Genomic DNA, 19,946 nt, shown 5'->3' on the forward strand with positions numbered 1-19,946 from the left:
CTCCCTAGGTTCACTGTTAGTCGCAATCACTGCCTTCCTTCTCTTCGTTGCTGTTGGCTGGTTCGCGAAGGTTAGATTTCCGCAAGAGAAAGAATCGTTTGAAGAAACAAGTAGTACGGGGTCACAAAATCAGAACGATTCAAGTGACGTAGCTTCCCACGTACAGCGCCCGCAGGAGTAACAAAATCGTAGCGGAGTATTTCTTCCTGATGTCACCGCTACTTGGTCAACTGGACAAACGATTTGCACCAGAGATCGATTCTGCTTTCTTCGTGCGTCGTTTGCCTATCGTGCCGCGCGTTGCTGGGTCATCTCAATCGCCAGCAAAAGCCCACGAGCCTTATTGAGAGTTTCCTGATACTCACTCTCCGGATCGCTGTCGGCCACGATGCCGGCGCCGGCTTGCACGTAGGCTTGGTTCCCTTGCACGACAAGCGTCCGCAGCGCGATGCAGGTGTCCATGTTTCCCGCGTAATCGATGTAACCAACCGCGCCGGCATAAGGGCCGCGGCGATGGGGTTCGAGCTCGTCGATGATTTCCATCGCGCGAACTTTGGGAGCACCCGAAACAGTGCCAGCCGGCAGACACGCTTTCATCGCGTCGAAGGCATCGAGTTCGGGCCGGAGTTCGCCAGTCACGTTCGATGTGATGTGCATCACGTGGCTATAGCGTTCGATGACCATCACGTCGCTGAGCTTCACGCTGCCGAAGCGGGCAACGCGGCCGACGTCGTTGCGGCCTAGATCGACCAGCATCACGTGTTCGGCCCGTTCTTTCGGGTCCTTCATCAGTTCATCGGCCAGGCGGCGATCTTCTTCGTCAGTTTCGCCGCGCTTGCGGGTGCCGGCGAGCGGCCGAACCGTCACGATGCCGTCCTGCACGCGGCACATCACCTCGGGCGAGCTGCCGACGAGTGTGGTCTCCGGCGTGCGGAGGAAAAACATGAACGGGCTCGGGTTCACGACACGCAGCGTGCGATAGACCTCGAAGGGATCGCAGTTGAGCTCGAGCTGCAAACGCTGGCTGAGGACGACTTGAAAAATGTCGCCGGCGCGGATGTATTCAACGCACTTCTTTACGGCGTCTTGGTAGGCAGACGAAGTCGTATTCGATTTGAATGACAGCGAGAGTTTGTTCGAACGCTGAATGTCGACCGGCGGCAGCGCGGCTGCTTGCGTCAGTTTCTCGACCCATTCATCGACGCGCCGCTGTGCATCGGCATACGCAGTTTCGAAGTCAGCGAACTTATCGAGCCGAGCCATAGCGATGACGTACAGCGTCTTGTTGACGTTGTCGAACACCAGCATCCGATCGACGAGTCCGAAGCACAGATCCGGCAAGCCGCGATCGTCCTTCGGTGGATTCTTCAGTTTTTCGACGTAGCGAACCACGTCATACGCACAGTAACCAATGGCCCCGCCCGTGAACGGCGGCAGCTCGGGCAAGTGAGCCGCGGGAAACTCGGCCAAGCGGCGACGGAGTTCGACGAGCGGGTCGTCGATGGTGAGCGTCTCTTCCCCCTGCTCGCTCTTCACCGTCACTTGGTTGCCGCGGGCGGTGAGCGACAGGAACGGGTCCATCGCCACGAACGTATAGCGGCCGACTTTCTCGCCGCCGATCACGCTTTCGAATAGCGAGGCATAGCCACCCTGATCGAGCAGGTGGAACGCACTCACGGGCGTGAGGCTATCGCTGAGCAGCCGGCGATAAACGGGAACAAGCTTGTGCCCGGCAGCAAGTTTCTGGGCATCGGCAAGAGCAGGCAAATGAGGGGAGTTTGGCATGGAAGGATTTTAACACAGGTTTGTTTTTTGGGGATTGGGGCCCAGGGGATTGGACGCCGCGGGGATGCGAGGATAATGCACCGATATGACCCCGCCCGACGAAAAAAGTTCACGACGCGATTTCCTGGCCGGCCGTGCCGCGAAGAAGGAAATCGTGCGGTTTGTCGAGGAAACCACGCCGCGGCCCGCTGTTCCTACGGCCGAACCGCCGCGACCCGCGCCGCCGTTGTTGCATGTCAGCCGCGATGCCATGGCGTGCGAGTTCGAGATTTTTTTCGATCCGGTCCGCTATCCGAGCGGGGCCGATGTCTCGGTCGCGGCCCTCGATCTGGTGGCGGCGCTCGAAGATCAGCTGACCGTTTATCGTGACACCAGCGAAGTCGCTCGGCTGAATGCCATTGCTTCGTTTCGGGCGGTGCCAGTCGAGACCGGACTATTTGAACTGCTACAGAAGGCGAAAACGCTCTCGCGGCAAACGGGCGGAGCCTTTGATGTAACGGCTGGGCAGTTGAGCAAAACGTGGGGCTTTTATCGCCGCGCGGGACGCATGCCGTCGGCTGATGAGATTGAGGAAGCTCTAGCGACGGTCGGTTACGAGCAACTGGAATTGGCTGCCGACCAACAGTCGGTGCAGTTTCTCAAGCCCGGTATGGAAATCAATCTCGGCGCGATCGGCAAGGGTTATGCGCTCGATCGTGCCGCCGACATGTTGAAAGAAAAAGAACTCTGCGATTGCCTGCTGCACGGCGGCAACAGCAGCGTGCTCGCGCGGGGCCATCGCGAGGGAGATGCCGGCGGCTGGACGATCGCGCTGAAACATCCGCTCCGGCCGACCGAGCGATTTGCCGAGTTCACTCTCCGCGATCAAGCTCTCGGCACTTCCGGCAGCGGCACGCAGTATTTTCACCACGGCGGCCGGCGGTATGGTCACATTATCGATCCGCGCAATGGTTGGCCGGCGGAGAAAATCCTCTCCAGCACAGTCATCGCCCCCACGGCTGCCGAAGCCGATGCGTTTTCGACGGCCCTGTATGTGATGACGCTCGACGAAGCGGCCGCGTTCGCGCAACAGCGGCCCGATGTCGCCGCCCTCCTCACCACCTTCGGCAAGCATCCTGGCGAAATCGGCGTCCATCCGTTTAACCTCGCCGACGACGCTTGGCGTGTTTAGCGAAGGACTCTACCTTTCCGCTGCTACGCCCGTTAGCATCGCCACATGCTCGAGCTCAACGAACAAAACGCCGTCGAGATTCTGCACGCCCACGGCCATCTGCCGACAAGGCAGGGCGTGACTGTGCGCGAACTTTCCGGCGGAGTCTCGAACGCGGTGTTTCTGATCGAGCACGGCGACGAGCGTTTTGTTGTGAAGCAAGCTCGCGGCAAATTGCGGGTGGCTGCTGATTGGCAATGCAGCGTCGAGCGGATCTGGCGAGAAGTGGAAGTGCTGGCGGCGTACGCGGCGCTGCTCGATGGAAGTGCGCTTAAATTCGGCCAGATTCCCGCGTTGCTCTGGAAAAACAACGAGCTCTACGCCTACGCGATGACCGCTGCCCCTCCAGAAGCGGAGACCTGGAAACAGCGGTTGCTCGCCGGAAAAATCGACTTCGCGCTCGCCGAGGCGGCTGGCTCGATGCTGGGCTATCTGCACGGGCGCAGTTGGAACCGCGCCGACCTGGCAGATCAATTTCAAGATCGAACGTACTTCGCACAGCTGCGTCTCGAGCCGTATTATCTGGCAGCCGCTCAAGCTTTTCCCCGTTTATCGAATCCACTGTCGGATCTAGTTGATCAGACCTGGCGCGAACGGCATGCTCTGGTGCATGGCGATTTCAGCCCCAAGAATTTACTCGTCACCGAGCAGTCGTTGCTGCTGATCGATTTCGAAGTTGGCCACTTCGGCGATCCGGCATTCGACTTGGGATTCTTCCTGACGCATCTCTATTTGAAGGCGATTCATCTCCCCGCGAACCGCGATCGAATCTTGTTGCTCATTGATCAATTCGCTCACGACTATTCCGCCCGCATCAGTTCGTTTATATCGTCGGACGATCGCCAGTTGCTTTGGCGGCGAACTAGGCAGCACTTGGCCGGTTGCCTTGTGGCGCGTGTCCATGGCAAAAGCCCGGTCGATTATTTAGCTGCTGACGAGCAAGCGCGAGCGGTAGGCTTGGCCGAGAAACTGTTTGCAATCGATGAAACGGTTTCGTGGGAAGAGACAACTCAGCTGTTAAGAAACGAACTGAACTCTTAACCGATCTGCCTCCTCGCTGAAACTTTTGCGCACGCGCGGTATCTTGCCGACTTCGATTTCGCTCGCGACTGGAGAATTCGACCATGTTTCGAAACGCCGTTTGCCTGGTAGCGTTGCTCGCTTCTCTCTCGTTGCTATCGACGACTGCTCTGGCGCAGAACGCCAAGCCCAAGAACGTCCTGTTTCTCGTCGCCGATGATTTGAACTGCGATTTGCATTGCTATGGGGCCGAGCAAGTCGCCACGCCGAATATCGATGCGCTGGCGGCGAGCGGCACACGGTTCGACCGGGCTTATTGCCAGTACCCGCTCTGCAGCCCGAGTCGTTCGTCGTTCCTCACCGGTCGTCGGCCGAATGCCACAAAGGTCTTGAAGAATCCCGGCGCGGGGAAGTTTGCCACCGATTACACCTCGGCATCGCCTCACTTTCGCGAAGCCTTGCCGAACTGGGTGAGCATGCCGCAGCTGTTTAAGAACAATGGTTATCAAGTGGCCCGCGTTGGCAAGCTCTATCACTACGGCGTGCCCGGCCAGATCGGCACGCCGGGGCTTGATGACAAGGCTTCGTGGGAATATGTCGTGAATCCCGCCGGCCGCGACAAAGCCGAAGAGAACAAGATTTTCAGTCTCACGCCGGGGAGCTACGGTGCTTCGCTCAGTTGGCTGCGGGCGGAAGGAACCGATCTGGAACAAACCGACGGCCTGAGCGCGACGGCCGCGATCAGCCTGTTGGAGCAATACAAAGACAAGCCATTCTTTCTCGCGGTTGGTTTCTTTCGGCCACACACGCCCTATGTCGCGCCGCAGAAATACTTCACGACGCCACCCAGTGAGATCAAACTGCCATCTCTTTCGGCCGACGACAAATCGCGCACACCGGCGGCCGCTTACGTGAGTGCCAAGCCTGAGCAAGAGAAAATGACCGACGCGCAGCGGCAAGAAGCGATTCAAGCCTATCACGCCTCGATCTCGTTTATGGATGCTCAAGTGGGCCGCGTGGTCGACGGGCTGAAGAAGCTGGGCCTCGCCGAAAACACCGTGATCGTCTTCACGAGCGACCACGGCTACCACATGTACGAGCACGGTCTGTGGCAGAAGATGAGCCTCTTTGAAAACAGCGCTCGCGTGCCGCTGATCGTGGTCGATCCAGCAGCAAAGTCGAAAGGAAAAGTATCGACGTCACTGGCCGAGCTCGTCGATCTCTACCCGACCCTCGCCGATCTGTGCGGACTGAAAGCCCCTGCCGAAGTCGACGGCCTCAGCCTGCAACCCGTCCTCAACGATCCCGCCGCAACGGTCAAAGACGCCGCCTTCACGCAATGCCGCCAAGGCTACAGCATCCGCACCACGCAATATCGCTTTACTTCGTGGAACGGCGGCAAAGCTGGCGAACAACTCTACGACCTGAAAGCCGATCCGCAGGAAGCAAAAAATCTAGTCGCCGAGCCGCAGCACGAGAAGTTAGTCGCTGAGTTGCGTGCCCGACTGCAGGAATATGCAAAGAATGAACCGGCAGGGAATTAAGGACGTTTTCCCGTCTGGCAGGTAGTGAACTACGATAGAGATATGAGCACGACACCTTCTTCAATACCCGATCCCGCAGGCTGGACGTCAACCACCGTCAGCATGGGGCCTGAGATACTCGATCGGATGGAGCGCGCCGTGACCAAAGTTCGTGAACGCTTGCTGCGCGCGACAAAAGCCCTGAACCAAGCCGGCATTCCGTACGCCGTGGTCGGTGGACATGCGGTGGCGTCGTGGGTGGCCACGATTGATGAAGGCGCTGTTCGCAATACGCGCGATGTAGATCTGCTTGTGCGCCGCAACGATTTGCCCGTCATCACCAGTGTGCTTGAGCAAGCGGGTTTCGTGGCCGGCAAGGCGATGGACGTAGTCTTGTTTCGTGATGGCGAGGATGGCAAACCCAGCGAGGCGATTCACTTGCTCTTCGCTGGCGAAAAGACGCGGCCCGATCATTTGCTCCCCGCACCGGAGATCGAAACGATCGATGATCCCGCGAACTTTCGAGTTTTGCAGCTGGAGTCGGTGCTGATCATGAAGCTGATGAGCAATCGCGATAAGGATCGGACTCATCTTCGTGACTTAATTGCCTTGGGCTTGATCGACGCCACCTGGCTGCCGAACTTGCCCACCGAACTCGCCGCGCGGTTGCAGCACTTGCTCGATACGCCCGATGGTTAAATAACGTTGCCAAAATCCTTGTCCCGCCCCATTCGTAGGATTAGATTCAGAGGCGCAGACTCTTCTCTTTCTCTCGGACCTGTCAAATGGCGGCGGTCTCGCAACTCCTAGCCGATCTCGCGACGGGCGTCGCGCTCCTGACCATACCCGTCCTCGCGCTCTTCCTCGCGTTCACCAACCGCCTGCGGATGAACGTGTTGTATTGGTTGCTGATTGTGCTACTCGTCGCCGCCGGCGCGATGCACATGACGCAGGCCATTCCTTGGCTGCGCGAAAACAATACGCTGCATTTCATCGTCGGCACGACGATGGCCATTCTCTCGTGGGCCACACTCATCACGCTCTTGATCGTGGTGCCGCGGTTGCTCGAGCAGCGCAGCCCCGAAGAGCTGCAGCATCAGATCATCCGCCGCGAGTTGGCCGAAACGCGTCTGAAAGAAACGATCGCACTCTATCAGTCGTTGAATGAAAGTCTGCCGCTCAACGTGATCCGCAAGGATCTGGCCGGCGGTTTTATCGATTGCAATCAGCGATTTTGCGATACGCTGCAGCGCTCGCGTGAATCGATCTTGCACCGGAACGACTTCGATTTTTTCCCCGAAGAGCAAGCGGCCAAGTATCGCTACGACGATATGCAGGTCATCTCCACCGGCCAACCACTGGAAGTCGTCGAAGAATACGTCGGCCCGCATGGCGAGAAGTTGTACATGCAGGTGCTCAAGGCGCCCGTCCGCGATGCCGCGGGCAAGATCATCGGCGTGCAAGGAATGTTCTGGGATGTCACGCTTCGCATGCGAGCCGAAGATGCCTTGCGGGCCAGCGATGCTCGCTTCCGTAAGCTGGGGCAGTCGAGCATTATCGGCGTGATTGTCGCCACCTTCGACGGCCGCATCCTCGAAGCCAACGACGCCTTCCTGCATATGATCGGCCGGACGCGCGAGGAGTTTACCAAGGGGATGGTCCGCTGGGATGAAATCACGCCGGCCGATTTTCGCGCGGGCGACGAGCAGGCTATCGCCACGTTGCTCGAACACGACGATTGTGCTCCCTACGAAAAGGAATTCATCCACGCCGCCGGCCATCGCGTGCCCGTGCTGATCGGCGTGACGATGCTCAGCCGTTCGCCGCAAGAATGCATTTGCTTCGTGGCCGATATCACGAAACAGAAACAGACCGAGCGCGAACTAACTGCCGCCAAAGAAGCAGCCGACCTGGCGAACCGCGCCAAGAGCCAATTCCTGGCCAACATGAGCCACGAAGTTCGCACGCCCATGAACGCCGTGATCGGCCTGACCGAGCTTGTGCTCAATACGCCGCTCGAAATGCAACAGCGCGAATATCTGCAACTCGTGCTGCAATCGGGCGAAGGCTTGCTCTCGGTCATCAACGACGTGCTCGACTTTTCGAAGGTCGAATCTGGACACATCGAGCTCGATCGGCAACCGGTTGCGCTGCGCGAATGTCTGGGGGATGCGCTCAAGTCGCTCGCCGTGCGCGCTCACAGCAAGCAGCTGGAGCTGTTGCTCGACGTCGGTCCAGACGTGCCCGAGTGGGTTGTCGCTGATCGGGGTCGGCTGCGGCAAGTGATCATCAATTTGGTGAGCAACTCGATCAAGTTCACCTACGCGGGCGAAGTGATCGTGAATGTTGCGCTCGTCGGCAAGAGCGCCAGCGTGCACGAACAATCGGTCGAAGTGAAATTCTCGGTCACCGACACCGGCATCGGCATCGCGCAGGAAAAACAGCGTCTCATCTTCGAGCCCTTCGAGCAGGCCGATGCCTCGACCACGCGGCAGTTCGGCGGCACGGGGCTGGGGCTGACGATTGTGCAGCGGCTCGTCGATCTCATGGGTGGCTCGATCGACGTCGCCAGCAATCTGGGCCGCGGCAGTACGTTTCATTTCACCCTCACGCTCGATACTTGCCCGGCACCCGCTTCGGCGGTCGCTCAGCGCGCGGTGAGTCTCGATGGCGCCCGCGTGATGGTTGTCGACGATCACGCCACCAGTCGGCGAATTTTGGAAGAAACGCTTCGTAGTTGGCGGATGCAGCCGCTGCTCTTCAGCAGCACGCAGGCCGCGATTCAACATTTCGAAGCATCGAATGGTCAGCCTCCTTGCGATCTCGTGCTCGCCGATGTTCGGCAAAATGATCACGAGGCCTGGCAACTGCTCGAACAGATTCGCGGCAACCCGGCCACGGCCGATCTGCCGGTGATTCTGCTGATGTCGCACGACATTCTCGACATAGCGCCGCAATGTCAGCGGTTCGGCATTAAGACGCGCCTGTTCAAACCGGTGAAGCAATCGGAGCTGCTCGACGCTCTTGCCGATGCGCTGCATTCCGACGAATTGAACGACGGCGAAAAGAGTGCGCCGCTGCCGGCCTCGACGTCGCCGGTCGCCGTTCGTTCGCTGCGAATTCTGCTGGCGGAAGACAGCCTGGTGAATCAGCGGCTGGCCGTTGGGACGCTTGAGCGGCTCGGCCATCAAACAACGATTGCGAACAACGGGCAAGAGGCTTTGTCGCTCTTGCAGCGGCAGTCGTTCGATCTGGTCCTGATGGACATTCAAATGCCCGAGCTCGATGGCCTGGAGACAAGCCTGCGCATTCGCGAGCAGGAAAAACGCACCGGTGGTCACATTCCGATCATCGCGGTAACCGCCCATGCATTAAAAGGAGATCGCGAGCGTTGCCTGGAGGTCGGCATGGACGGTTATGTATCGAAACCGATCCGGCAGAAGTTGCTCATCGAGGAGATCGAGCACGTGCTGGGAACGTCGCTCGCGCCGCGGCCGGTATCGGCCGACGATTACTCGGTGAATGGCGTGAGTCCGATCAACTGGCAAGTGGCTCTCGATTTCTGCGGTGGCGATCCGGCGCTGTTACGCGATATCGCCGAAGCCTTTCTCGAAGAATGGCCGAAGCGCTCGACCGAAATCCGCCGCGCGCTCGATGCCTGCGATTTTGAACTGCTGCATCGCGCCGCCCACACGGTAAAAGGTTCGATGCGCTACTTCGGCGCTCATCAAGCCTTTCAAACGGCGCTCGATCTGGAATTGCGCGGCTCGCAAAAGAGCGACGCCGGGGCCGAAGAGATCTGGACGCGATTGCAGCATGAAGTGCAATGCGTCGTGCCGCCCCTCGTCGAGTACGTCCAAGGCCGCCTGCAATTGCCGGCGATGCCAGTGGCTGTTTAATCACCAAGGGAGGCGCGGCTCGCGGCTGCTAGCGTTCGACTCAAATCTCGCCTTAATTGCGCTTGCTGCATTCTCGGCGCCTTGGTAATTATCGCCCCGCACTGGTCATCAACGCGGTGGCCGTGCCGAACATTCATTGCGAAACTTTGGAAAGCTTCATCGTCCGTCATTCGTTTGCGGGAATGAATGACTCCCCCCCTCCTGGGTCGAAGCAACTAAGCTCGCGACGGGCAATTTCTGGGTCAATTGACGTCGCGGGTGCTTCACGATGAAGCTTTTACTGGCGGTCGGAGCGGGTTACACCGCTCCGGCCCCAGGGAACACGCGGGGCACTCACCAAGCATGGTGAGTGCCCCGCTTTTTTTTGCGCCTGCAGAAAACCCTCGCACATGCTGCCCGGTTCATTTCTCCGGAAGTGACAATCGCGTGACACGGCAACATTGAGATTTCGGGCCGCCGATGCCAGAATGCAGAAGGTCTGGAGAGAAGAAATTCTGTAGGAGAGGCAAACCATGCACGCGGATCGACCCCGAACAGGCCTGGCTTGCATCTGCTTCTTGTGGCTCTCTTGCTTGGCAGTCGCTCAAGAAAAATCTCTCGACGAGCAGTTGCTCGACGACCTCAAGCCGCCGCCGGCGAAGGTGAAGCCTGTCTCGCCGCCGAAACCCGCTGACAAACCGGCGAGCAAGCTCGATGAGGAACTCCGCCGAGATTTAGGAGGCCGCGATCTGGGTGGAGAGGATCTCGGCCAGGAGAAAAAGGAAGAGCATCCGCTGCTGAAGCTCGGCCGCGAGATGCGTGAAGTGCAAGAGCGAATCGCCGCCAAGGACACAGCCGAAGGGACGCAGCAAAAGCAAAAGGAAATTGCCGCCGAGTTGGCCAAGCTGATCGAGCAGGCCCAAAAGAAACCGCAGGGGAGCAAGCAGCAGGGAAATCAAAACAACAAGCCCAGCAACGGTTCGACGCAAAGCGGAGCGAACAGCGGCGACAACCAGCCACAGTCGCAGCCTGGCCAGCAGAGCACCCAGCGACTCGAGCAAGGAGAACAGACGCAGGCCCAAATGAACGAAGTGAAAGAGGCGATGCGGCGGATTTGGGGCCATCTGCCCGAGAAGGAACGGGAAGAAATGATCGGGGCCTTGGGCGAGCAGTTTTTGCCGAAATACGAACGGCTGATCGAAGCCTTCTATAAAAGACTGGCGGAACGACCTGCCGCGCGACCATAATGGCGGCCGGTAGGGTTTTCGAAAGGAAGTGTGCATGTTGCCAATTTGCCGCCGAAATTTTCTCGCTGCCACGGGAAGCCTGCTAGGAGCAGGACTCGCTGGCAATTTTCTGCCTGCTGCTGCGCAGGCCAAATTCGGCGATGCCGAACGCCTGGCCGCAACCCTGATCAAGCCCGCCACCCAAGCCGCCATCGACAAAGCACTCGCCTGGCTCGCCAGCCGGCAGAACGACGATGGCTCGTTCGGCGGCAATGGTTACAGCCGCAACATCGCCGTGGTCAGTCTCGCCGGCATGGCCTTCCTTTCGGCCGGCAACACTCCTGGCCGCGGTGAGTATGGCGAGCATGTCAACAAATGCATCAGCTATGTGCTGAATGCTGCCGATGAGAGCGGCTTTGTTTCGGTGCCGTCGACGGCTTCGCACGGGCCGATGTACGACCACGGCTTTGCGACCCTGTTCCTCGCCGAAATTTACGGCATGACGCCCGATTCCGATGTGCGCGACAAATTGCATCGCGCGGTTCGGCTGATCGTGACAACACAGAATCAAGAGGGTGGCTGGCGGTATCAGCCCAAGCCGGTCGAAGCAGACATCAGCGTGACCATTTGCCAGATGATGGCCCTCCGCGCCGCTCGCAACGCCGGCCTCTATGTGCCGAATGAAACGGTCGACCGCTGTATTGAATATGTGAAACGCAGCCAGAACGCCGACGGCGGATTCATGTACATGCTGCAGGGCGGCCCGAGCAAGTTCCCGCGTTCCGCCGCTGGAGTCGTCGCGCTCTATAGCGCCGGCATCTACGAGGGAGATGAAATTCGCAAAGGCCTCGATTACATTTCGCAGCAGTTGCCGAAGGCCGAAGACTTCAGCCGCGATACGCATGCGATGTACGGCCATTACTACGCCACCCAGGCCATGTGGCAAGCCGGCGGCGAGCACTGGAACAAATGGTATCCCGCCATTCACGATGTGCTACTCAAATGGCAGCAAAACGACGGCTCGTGGATGGATCTGATCTGTGCCGAATATGGCACAGCCATGGCGTGCATCATTCTGCAAATGCCCAACAACTACTTGCCGATTTTCCAACGGTGATTCGCGCTACGTTTTTGCTCGCCCTGTTGATGCTGCCGTCGCTGGTCCGCGCGCAAACATCACCAGCCTTTCCGATCACCGGCGAGCCCTTCTCGGCTGAACTCGCCGGGTTCGATACGCAGCAAAACGTAAAATTCAAAATCGGCAACAAACTGCGGATCATGCCCGCAGCGGAACTGGTCCGCTGGGGAACATTTCGCGATGCCGACACTGGTCCGCAGATCATTCTCGCCAGCGGCGGCGCACTCCGGGCCGATGTGTTGTCGCTCGATGAAACGCATCTCGTCATCGGCGATGCTTCGGATTTAGGCAGCGTGCTTTGGGGCGAGTCGTCGCTGCCGGTTGAAGCCGTCGGCGGACTCGTCTGGCAACCGCCAGCCGATTCACTCGCTCGCGATCGACTGCTGTATCGGTTGCTCGCGCTACCCGTCGGCGATGACCAGGTGCTGCTCGGCGGCGGTGAAGTCTTGCAAGGAACCTTGCTCTCCGTCCCGCCCGCAGGTCGTTTCGCCGAAAAGTTGACGAAGCAGGAACTGGCCGCGGCGGAAGTCTTCACATTGCAACTGCCGCGAGTCGAAAAGCCGCTGCTGATCGCCGCGAGCAAGGTTGTCGCCGTTCGCTTCGGCGCTGCCGCGATTGCGAAGCCCGCCGCGAATCAAGCCTTCACGCGCGTCGGTTTTCGCGATGGCTCGTGGCTGAATGCCAGTCGTTTCGAAGCTAACCGCGATAGCGTGCTCGTCCATTTTCCCGGCGGCGGCAAAGTCGCAGCCAACAATGCCTTCGGCGATGGCTCGGCCGATTGGTTTTGGAAACAGATTTCGCTCCTGCAGCCGATCAGCAACTCGGTTGTGTACGTTTCCGACCTGCAACCGATCGGCTACAAGCACCTGCCGTTTCTTTCCGGCGAATGGAAATACGGCGTCGACCAGAACGTGCTCGGCGGTCAACTTCGCACGCCCGACCAGGTTTTCTTCAAAGGCTTGGGCATGTTTCCCGCCTCGCGCCTGGCCTACGCGCTCGACGGCAAATTCCGCCGTTTGCAGGGGCAACTCGCCATCGACGAACGAGCCAAGCTGCAAGGGAGCGTCGTCTTTCGCGTGCTGCTCGAGACGGCCAGTGGTTGGAGCACGGCTTACGAAAGCCCGCTCATCCGCGGCGGCGATGCCAAGCCGATCGAACTCTCGCTCGACGTCAAAGACGCCCAGCGGATGGCCATCCTCGTCGACTTCGGCGATCGAGGCGATGCTTGTGACTATGCGAATTGGCTCGACCTGCGACTTTTGAAATAGCGAGCTATGGTGCGGCGAATCATCAAGTTGCTGTTGCCGGTGGCGTTCATCGTTGGCGCTTGCTTTTTTTGTCAGTCAAGCTTTCGTCGCTCTCAACTTGCGAAAGAGCACGCGCAGCTGACTCGCCAATTAGGCACGTTCGACCGCACGTCAAACGACAAGATCTATCTGCGGGCCGTGGATACGGGCGAACCGCTGCACTTCGCCTGGCGGATGTTCTTGCCCGCCAACTATCAGTTCGGCATGCAAACCAAGGTCATAGGTCCTGGTGGCGGAATTTCCTCAGCGGATCAGGAGTTTATCCTGCGCTATCGGCTTTACGAGCAGGGCGAAAAGTGGTTTGTGTACTCCGAGATTTTCGACTTTCGGCATGGTGGCTCGATCGAAGTGAAATCTCCCGAGTTGCTGGAATTTCTCTCGCAACGTCCCGAGAAAATCCGCGAACTGCGAGTCGACCAATTTGCCCGTGATGAAACCAAGACGCTAGGCCCTCAGGAAGCAGTCGACCTGCTCAAGCTCTGGATCCCATCCGACAAACCCATGCCCGTGGGCACGGAAAAATTAGTCGAATGGATTCGCCTTGGCCCGGCAAATGTCTCCAACGCGCCGCTTCCCTCGCTGCCGCAATGAATTCGAATCCCCCCACAACTCGGCGCTGGCCCCAACTCGGGCTGCGGACGCTGCTCCTGGCCGTCGCGGTGGCCGGGATTTGGTTGGCTGATTTTGTGAATCGCCGTGAGATCGGACGATTGGAAGGGAAAGTCAAAAGCCAACGAACAGCCGCGCGCGTTTTCGAAGTGAAGGACTCGAACGCCCTCGTCTATTTGCGTGTCAATCCGTTACGGGCGGACGATTACCGGTGGGATATTCACGTTCCCAGCGGTCAGTTCCGGCTGGTGCTGGCCACAAAAAACTTTCCCAACTCCAACCAACTACCGCCGGGCGAGTCGATCGTCTTACCTGCCGGCCGCTCACGAGTCGTGCTCGACAGCCAAGATGTGGATGGCACGTTGACGGCGAGCGCGCAACTCAACGGCAAAACGGTTCTCACCGCGCAGCAAACCTACAAGGCCACCGCGATACCGCAGCGGCCCGAGCGTTTAGGCTCGCGTGAAGCCACGCACGAGAAGGGAAACAGGCCAGTGATGTTGCACCGTCTTCGCCACCCGAGCGGCGACACCGGTCTGATGCTGTGGATCGAACCGGCGGTGAACTGAAAACGGCGGCGCTGTATACTTCAGCGCGGAGAAATTTGCCCGATGTCCGCTATTCCTCAACCACGATACAGCTTCGAAGAATACCTGGCGCGCGAACGCGTTGCTGAGGAACGGAGCGAGTTTTATCGTGGCCAAATCTTCGCGATGGCGGGGGGCAGTCCCCGGCACAACACGATCTGCCTCAGTATCGCCAGTGCGCTGAAGAGTCGTTTGCGAGGCGGCCCGTGTCGTCCGTTTGCCAGCGATCAACGGCTACGAATTCCCACGAACGGGTTGTCGACTTATCCAGATATTTCCGTGGTCTGCGGCGAACTGAAATTCAATGAAATCGATCACGACGCGATCGTAAATCCCAAGGTGCTAGTCGAAGTCCTTTCGCCGTCGACCGAAAGTTACAACCGCGGCAAAAAGTTTGATCTCTACCGTGAGCTGCCCTCGCTGCAGGAGTACATTCTCGTCTCGCAAGACGAGGCACTCGTCGAACGCTTTGTCCGCCAAGACGATGGCGATTGGCTGCTGACTGTCTTCAAAGGTATGAACTCGGTGCTCGAGCTGGGGACGATCGCCTGCCATCTCTCATTTGCTGAAATCTACGAAGACATTTCGTTCGGGCCGGATGAGACTCAGTTGAACATTACGAACTGAGATCGCGAAATTACTTGACCATCCGAATCGACAACGGATAACGGTAGGCATTCCCTTGGTACGCGCTCACGCCGGCGATGACGCTCATGATGATCAAAAGCGGAACAGCAACGATTGCGCCGACGCACGTGAGTGAGATGAGGAGCATGGTCAGCTGAAAGTTGAGAGCTTCTTTGGCCTGGTCTTGCAAGAAGGGGGAGTCCTTCTTCAGCACCATGCAGAGGATCGGCCCGAGAATTCCGAAGCTGACGTAGACTGACAAGTGCGAGGCCAGAGCGAAGACGCGCTCTTCGTTGTCGGATTTAATCGGTAGGGGTAAGTCGGACATGTTTGTTGCTTTCGAATTTCAAAACCTGCGGCCAGTGAAGGGGGATTCGCTACGACGGCAGGTTTCTTTTGCGCTCAGCGAGAAATTGTCGCAGGAACTGCGGCGATGACAGTTTTCGCTGCAGATCGCTGGTTAGTTCCTGTACGAGGGGCGCGCATTCGGCGAGGAGTTCGTCATCGCTCATTTCATTCGCGGCTCCCAGCACGGGCAGGCGTTGTCGCCAGCGGAGATCTTTGAGTAACTCGCGGCGGAGGGAATCGACCAGGTCGATGCCGGTCGGCGAGAGAATGCCGATCGAAAGCGAGGTGGAAATCTGCGGCGCGCTGGTGCGATGCCAGTAGCCGGCGGGAATGTAGAGCCAGTCGCCAGCCGCGAGCGTGCAACGCATGGCCGGCATGATTTCGCGCTCGTAACGCATGTCGGCAGGGATGGTTTCGACGAGCGGCCAGGGGTTCACCGTGTTCTTCCGCAGCCACCAATCTTTCGTCCCCTCCGTTTGCAGGATGAAGACATCTTCGGCGTCGTAGTGCCAGCCAAAACCAGGGCGCTCGGCGGGGGTGCAATAGACGTGCACGTCGATGGGCGCCAGAAACGCCGCTTGAAAATCAGCAGCTATTTTGGCCAGCAGCGGATCATGCCGATCGGCGTGGCGGATGCAAAGGGTGTAGCCATCGGCGAGGGCAGTGCGACCGACTTCGGCGCTGTTCACCGCAGCTCCGGGCCAAGGAAGACCTTCGCGGGTGACGAGCAGATCGAGTTCTGGCTGCGGCAGCAACCGCTCACAGGTGGCAGCGACATCCCACTCGACGACGTTTCGGCAACCGCCGGCGAGAGCAAACGGGCTGCGGAACATGTTTTCGGCGAGAAAGGTCGCGGCGGGAAGGCTGCCGAGAAGCTGTTGCAAAATCGTCATGAGGAACCAGAGCAGAGGCGGTCGTTTGGCAAGCAACGCGCGCGAGCGTTGCTCACCGCGCGTTGGCCTCATCGTAGCAGGATCCAGAAAACTGCGTGATTTGCCGTACAGAATTCACTGCATAAAACCGCAGCAAAATTTGGCACGCTCGTTGCATTTCTGATCGCCGCGTAGCAGTGACGCTTGTTTTGTCACAGCTGCACAACCCACACGAGGAGAGAAAATCATGGCAACGCTCGGCACTATCATTTCGTGGATCGTCTTCGGTCTGGTCATCGGTCTCATTGCTCGCATGCTTTATCCAGGCCGCCAGTCGATGGGCTTTTTCGCCACCATGCTACTCGGCATCGCCGGCTCGCTGGTGGGCGGTTTCATCTCTTGGGCGATGGGCTTCCGGCCAGAAGAAGGAGCGTTTCGCGGCGCGGGCTGGATCATGTCGATCGTCGGCGCCCTGATCGTCGTTTGGCTGGGACTTGCCGCCTCGACGCGCGGTTCGGCGGGACGCTTGACGTAAGTGTAATGAGCGTTGGTTTGCATTAGCCACCAGCTTTAGCTGGTGGCTAGATAACTGGTTTGCTGGGCTTCAGCCATGGACCTCCTACGAGGTGGAATGGCTGAAGCCCGCAGCGTTTTTTGCGCATTACCACCAGCTGAAGCTGGTGGCTAAGTTGCTGCGGCAAGACATCAAAAAATGCTGCGTCGAGGCGGCGCTGCAGTTTGCCGCTTCCCTCTCCTTGTCACCTTCGCCCTTCGTCTCCTATGTTGAGGAATGGCCCGCAGCGAATCGTTGCGGCCATGGCGCGAGTTCAGTGACTATCAGCAGAGGACCGCCGCGTGGGTTTTCGTATTCATCGTCCCTATGAGCCAGCCGGCGATCAGCCCGCGGCAATCGAAGCCCTGACCGCTGCCATCGAAAAAGGGCAGAAGTCGCAAGTGCTGATGGGTGTGACCGGCTCGGGCAAGACGTTCACGATGGCCAACGTCATCCAGAACGTGCAACGCCCGACGCTGGTGATCTCGCACAATAAGACGCTGGCCGCTCAGCTGTACGGCGAGTTCAAGGAGTTCTTTCCGAACAACGCCGTCCACTACTTCGTCAGCTATTACGACTACTACCAGCCGGAAGCGTACATTCCGCAGCGTGATATCTACATCGAGAAAGACGCCTCGATCAACCAGGAACTCGATCGTCTGCGTCTAGCCACGACGAGCTCGCTCGTTAGCCGCAAGGACGTGATTATCGTCGCGAGCGTCTCGTGCATTTACGGCTTGGGTTCGCCCAAGGATTACAAGGCGATGATGGTCGGCCTGACCGTCGGCCAGGTGATCGATCGCGACGACATGCTAAAGCGGCTCGTCGACATTCAATACGACCGCAACGACATTTCGTTCGAGCGCTGCAAGATCCGCGTCCGCGGTGATTGCGTCGAAGTCTGGCCGTCGTACGAAGAGTATGCCTATCGCATCGAGTTCTGGGGCGACGAGGTCGAGAAACTCTCGATCATCAATCCGACGAGCGGCGAAACGCTCGTGCAGCAGCAACAGCTGTTTATTTATCCGGCCAAGCACTTTGTGATGTCGGAAGACCGGATCAAGGCCGCCATCGATTCGATCAAGAGTGAACTCGACGAACGGCTGCAACAATTGCGAGAAGCCGGCAAGCTGCTGGAGGCGCAGCGGTTGAGCGCGCGGACGCGATTTGATCTCGAAATGCTGCAGGAAGTTGGGCATTGCCCGGGCATCGAGAACTACAGCCGGCCCCTCTCCGGTCGGCCGCCGGGTTCGACGCCCGATACGCTCTACGATTTCTTTCCCGAAGACTATTTGCTAGTCATCGACGAATCGCACGTCACGCTGCCGCAGATCCGCGCGATGTACAACGGCGACCGTGCGCGAAAAATGACGCTCGTCGAGCACGGCTTTCGGTTGCCGAGCGCGCTCGACAATCGGCCGATGAAATTCGACGAGTGGGAAAAGAAGATCAACCAGATCGTCTACGTTTCGGCGACCCCCAACGAATACGAACTGCAGTCGACCGGCGGCGAAGTGGTCGAGCAGATCATTCGCCCGACGGGCTTGCTCGATCCGGTCGTCGAAGTGAAACCAGCCCGCGGCCAGGTGCCAGATCTGCTCGAGCAAATTCGCGAACGGGTGAAGCTCGGCGAGCGCGTGCTCGTTACCGCCCTCACCAAGCGTCTCGCGGAGGATTTATCGGCGTATCTCGTCGAACAGAAAGTGCAGTGCAAATGGTTGCACAGCGAACTCGATGCATTTGAACGCGTCGAGCTGCTCCGCGATCTGCGGCTCGGCCATTTCGATTGCCTGGTCGGTGTGAACCTGCTTCGCGAAGGTCTCGACTTGCCAGAAGTGTCGCTCGTCGCGATTCTCGATGCCGACAAGGAAGGCTTTTTGCGGAGCGAGACGTCGCTGATTCAAACCATCGGCCGCGCCGCTCGTAACGTGAATGCCAAGGTCATTCTCTATGCCGATAAGATGACCGAATCGATGCGACTCGCCATCGAAGAGACCCGCCGCCGGCGTGAGATTCAGGAAGCGTACAACAAAGAGCACGGCATCACGCCCGAAACGGTAAAGAAGAACATTCGTCAGGGCATTGAGGAAGCCGTCTCGGCCCATCGCATCGCCAACGAAGCTGTCGGCCGGAAGGACGAAACGGAGTATGTCACGCAGGAATATCTCAACGAGCTCGAAGCTGAAATGTACGCGGCCGCCGAAGCGATGGAGTTCGAACGGGCCGCAATCCTGCGCGATCGGATCACGAAGATGCAGGATTCGATCGGCGAAAAGGTGAGCGACGTGAAAGTCGACTCCTATTCGCCCAAAGGCAAGAAACGCGGCGGCGGCAAAGGTCAACGCGTACCTCGGCCGAAGAAGAATGCTTGAGCTACAGTGCGATGCGAGAAGTAGAACTGCCGCGCACCGTTCAAAACGAAATCGACGCCGGGAGACTCACGCTCCATTGGGGCGATGGCGTTCCACTCAAGGCATATTTCGAAGGAGCAGATGAAGCATTTGTCGATTTGTGCAAGCTAGGAACTCTGATTGAGTTGAATCTCGATAGTTCAGCAGTCACTTCCGCAGCGTTTGCGGCTGTCGCGTGGTCGACTCGATTGGAAGCACTGTCGTTACAATTCACTTCTGTTAGCGGAGATGCGTTCAGGGCATTGCGCTCGTGCACGAATCTACAAACCTTGGTCTGTAACCCTGCTCAGGAAGTGACCGAAGCCGCAACCGCAATCGGCTCTCTCGTCTCCTTGCGCGATCTGAATATCGAAGCAGGGAGTTGGTGTGATCTGGATGTGAGGCTGATCTGCGAGAAACTGCGATTGAGAAGCCTCAGCCTGGCTCAATGTTCTCAGCTTTCCGACGAGTCGGCAGCCGCACTTTTGCCGCTAGTGCCGAGCCTTGAGAGTTTCTCCGCGAGCGACACAAGTTTCGGTGACGATGCGTGCCGTTTCATTGGCAAGTTGGATCATTCAATCAAACTGGGTTTGGGCGGGACCGCAGTGACTGCAGTTGGCGTTGCGCAGCTTCGATCGCTTGTGCAGCTACGATCTCTGCGGCTAATCGGGTGCACTAATCTCAATGACGCAGATTCATTTATCGATACGATAGCTGCACTGACGAACCTCGAATCGCTGTTCATCGACGGATGTGCGATGCCGCGCTCGGCGGTTCTGAAACTATCGCGATTACGAAAGTGGAAATTGTTGTCAGCGTGAAGAATATTCACGCTGAAATGACCCGCGTTGAATGAAGGACGCGTGCTTTTTC

At 58.4% G+C, this 19,946-nt stretch carries 17 protein-coding genes; 14 read left to right on the forward strand and 3 right to left on the reverse strand.

Annotated features, from left to right (window positions below; genetic code table 11):
• Positions 1-285: 285 nt before the first annotated feature.
• Positions 286-1,785 carry an anthranilate synthase component I gene (trpE, locus tag M9Q49_RS20135; RefSeq protein WP_254510625.1) on the reverse strand — a complete coding sequence of 500 codons (1,500 nt, stop codon included), beginning with the start codon at positions 1,783-1,785 and terminating at the stop codon, positions 286-288.
• An 85-nt stretch (positions 1,786-1,870) separates the two neighbouring features.
• Between trpE and M9Q49_RS20140 the strand changes: the two genes are divergently transcribed.
• The 11 genes from M9Q49_RS20140 (at position 1,871) to M9Q49_RS20190 (ending at position 14,910) form a co-directional block, all read left to right on the forward strand.
• Positions 1,871-2,956, forward strand: coding sequence for an FAD:protein FMN transferase (locus tag M9Q49_RS20140; RefSeq protein ID WP_254510626.1), 1,086 nt, complete (start codon positions 1,871-1,873; stop codon positions 2,954-2,956).
• Positions 2,957-3,001: 45 nt separating this feature from the next.
• Positions 3,002-4,036: a phosphotransferase family protein gene (locus M9Q49_RS20145; protein WP_254510627.1), complete on the forward strand. Its 1,035-nt coding sequence runs from the start codon at positions 3,002-3,004 to the stop codon at positions 4,034-4,036.
• Between the two features lie 83 nt (positions 4,037-4,119).
• On the forward strand, positions 4,120-5,559 hold the full coding sequence (locus M9Q49_RS20150) for a sulfatase (protein ID WP_254510628.1): 1,440 nt from the start codon (positions 4,120-4,122) through the stop codon (positions 5,557-5,559).
• Positions 5,560-5,601: 42 nt separating this feature from the next.
• Positions 5,602-6,237, forward strand: coding sequence for a nucleotidyltransferase family protein (locus M9Q49_RS20155; protein ID WP_254510629.1), 636 nt, complete (start codon positions 5,602-5,604; stop codon positions 6,235-6,237).
• Positions 6,238-6,323: 86 nt separating this feature from the next.
• Positions 6,324-9,437, forward strand: coding sequence for a PAS domain-containing hybrid sensor histidine kinase/response regulator (locus M9Q49_RS20160; protein ID WP_254510630.1), 3,114 nt, complete (start codon positions 6,324-6,326; stop codon positions 9,435-9,437).
• A gap of 512 nt (positions 9,438-9,949) precedes the next feature.
• Positions 9,950-10,663 (forward strand): hypothetical protein, encoded by a 714-nt coding sequence (locus M9Q49_RS20165; RefSeq protein ID WP_254510631.1) that lies wholly within the window; start codon positions 9,950-9,952, stop codon positions 10,661-10,663.
• A gap of 34 nt (positions 10,664-10,697) precedes the next feature.
• A complete protein-coding gene (locus tag M9Q49_RS20170; protein ID WP_254510632.1) occupies positions 10,698-11,759 on the forward strand; it encodes a prenyltransferase/squalene oxidase repeat-containing protein in 1,062 nt (353 codons plus the stop codon).
• Positions 11,756-13,048 (forward strand): NPCBM/NEW2 domain-containing protein, encoded by a 1,293-nt coding sequence (locus M9Q49_RS20175; protein ID WP_254510633.1) that lies wholly within the window; start codon positions 11,756-11,758, stop codon positions 13,046-13,048. Before M9Q49_RS20170 ends, M9Q49_RS20175 begins: the two co-directional genes overlap by 4 nt.
• Before the next feature lie 6 nt (positions 13,049-13,054).
• Positions 13,055-13,678 (forward strand): hypothetical protein, encoded by a 624-nt coding sequence (locus M9Q49_RS20180; RefSeq protein WP_254510634.1) that lies wholly within the window; start codon positions 13,055-13,057, stop codon positions 13,676-13,678.
• Positions 13,675-14,265 (forward strand): hypothetical protein, encoded by a 591-nt coding sequence (locus tag M9Q49_RS20185; RefSeq protein WP_254510635.1) that lies wholly within the window; start codon positions 13,675-13,677, stop codon positions 14,263-14,265. The genes M9Q49_RS20180 and M9Q49_RS20185 overlap by 4 nt, the downstream gene beginning before the upstream one ends.
• Positions 14,266-14,307: 42 nt before the next feature.
• Positions 14,308-14,910 (forward strand): Uma2 family endonuclease, encoded by a 603-nt coding sequence (locus tag M9Q49_RS20190; RefSeq protein ID WP_254510636.1) that lies wholly within the window; start codon positions 14,308-14,310, stop codon positions 14,908-14,910.
• Positions 14,911-14,920: 10 nt separating this feature from the next.
• On the opposite strand, the gene M9Q49_RS20195 is transcribed toward M9Q49_RS20190, so the two are convergent.
• Entirely contained in the window at positions 14,921-15,238 is a 318-nt protein-coding gene (locus tag M9Q49_RS20195) for a DUF4870 domain-containing protein (RefSeq protein WP_254510637.1), read from the reverse strand.
• A gap of 49 nt (positions 15,239-15,287) precedes the next feature.
• Positions 15,288-16,151 carry a JmjC domain-containing protein gene (locus M9Q49_RS20200; RefSeq protein WP_254510638.1) on the reverse strand — a complete coding sequence of 288 codons (864 nt, stop codon included), beginning with the start codon at positions 16,149-16,151 and terminating at the stop codon, positions 15,288-15,290.
• 226 nt (positions 16,152-16,377) lie between these two features.
• On the opposite strand from M9Q49_RS20200, the gene M9Q49_RS20205 reads away from it, so the two are divergent.
• From M9Q49_RS20205 to M9Q49_RS20215, 3 genes are all read left to right on the forward strand, one after another.
• Positions 16,378-16,665: a GlsB/YeaQ/YmgE family stress response membrane protein gene (locus M9Q49_RS20205; protein ID WP_254510639.1), complete on the forward strand. Its 288-nt coding sequence runs from the start codon at positions 16,378-16,380 to the stop codon at positions 16,663-16,665.
• A gap of 320 nt (positions 16,666-16,985) precedes the next feature.
• Positions 16,986-19,055 (forward strand): excinuclease ABC subunit UvrB, encoded by a 2,070-nt coding sequence (gene uvrB / locus M9Q49_RS20210; protein ID WP_254510640.1) that lies wholly within the window; start codon positions 16,986-16,988, stop codon positions 19,053-19,055.
• Positions 19,052-19,894: a hypothetical protein gene (locus tag M9Q49_RS20215; protein ID WP_254510641.1), complete on the forward strand. Its 843-nt coding sequence runs from the start codon at positions 19,052-19,054 to the stop codon at positions 19,892-19,894. The genes uvrB and M9Q49_RS20215 overlap by 4 nt, the downstream gene beginning before the upstream one ends.
• Positions 19,895-19,946 lie beyond the last annotated feature (52 nt).

It is taken from the genome of Anatilimnocola floriformis (genome assembly GCF_024256385.1).
Lineage (GTDB): Bacteria > Planctomycetota > Planctomycetia > Pirellulales > Pirellulaceae > Anatilimnocola > Anatilimnocola floriformis.

Bases quoted from the DNA above. Each gene is read 5' to 3' on its own strand.
- M9Q49_RS20140 (WP_254510626.1), top strand. From the start codon at position 1,871: ATGACCCCGCCCGACGAAAAAAGTTCACGACGCGATTTCCTGGCCGGC.
- M9Q49_RS20185 (WP_254510635.1), top strand. From the start codon at position 13,675: ATGAATTCGAATCCCCCCACAACTCGGCGCTGGCCCCAACTCGGGCTG.
- M9Q49_RS20155 (WP_254510629.1), top strand. From the start codon at position 5,602: ATGAGCACGACACCTTCTTCAATACCCGATCCCGCAGGCTGGACGTCA.
- M9Q49_RS20200 (WP_254510638.1), bottom strand. From the start codon at position 16,151: ATGACGATTTTGCAACAGCTTCTCGGCAGCCTTCCCGCCGCGACCTTT.
- M9Q49_RS20195 (WP_254510637.1), bottom strand. From the start codon at position 15,238: ATGTCCGACTTACCCCTACCGATTAAATCCGACAACGAAGAGCGCGTC.
- M9Q49_RS20205 (WP_254510639.1), top strand. From the start codon at position 16,378: ATGGCAACGCTCGGCACTATCATTTCGTGGATCGTCTTCGGTCTGGTC.
- M9Q49_RS20165 (WP_254510631.1), top strand. From the start codon at position 9,950: ATGCACGCGGATCGACCCCGAACAGGCCTGGCTTGCATCTGCTTCTTG.
- M9Q49_RS20170 (WP_254510632.1), top strand. From the start codon at position 10,698: ATGTTGCCAATTTGCCGCCGAAATTTTCTCGCTGCCACGGGAAGCCTG.
- M9Q49_RS20190 (WP_254510636.1), top strand. From the start codon at position 14,308: ATGTCCGCTATTCCTCAACCACGATACAGCTTCGAAGAATACCTGGCG.
- M9Q49_RS20180 (WP_254510634.1), top strand. From the start codon at position 13,055: ATGGTGCGGCGAATCATCAAGTTGCTGTTGCCGGTGGCGTTCATCGTT.
- M9Q49_RS20145 (WP_254510627.1), top strand. From the start codon at position 3,002: ATGCTCGAGCTCAACGAACAAAACGCCGTCGAGATTCTGCACGCCCAC.
- M9Q49_RS20150 (WP_254510628.1), top strand. From the start codon at position 4,120: ATGTTTCGAAACGCCGTTTGCCTGGTAGCGTTGCTCGCTTCTCTCTCG.
- M9Q49_RS20160 (WP_254510630.1), top strand. From the start codon at position 6,324: ATGGCGGCGGTCTCGCAACTCCTAGCCGATCTCGCGACGGGCGTCGCG.
- trpE (WP_254510625.1), bottom strand. From the start codon at position 1,785: ATGCCAAACTCCCCTCATTTGCCTGCTCTTGCCGATGCCCAGAAACTT.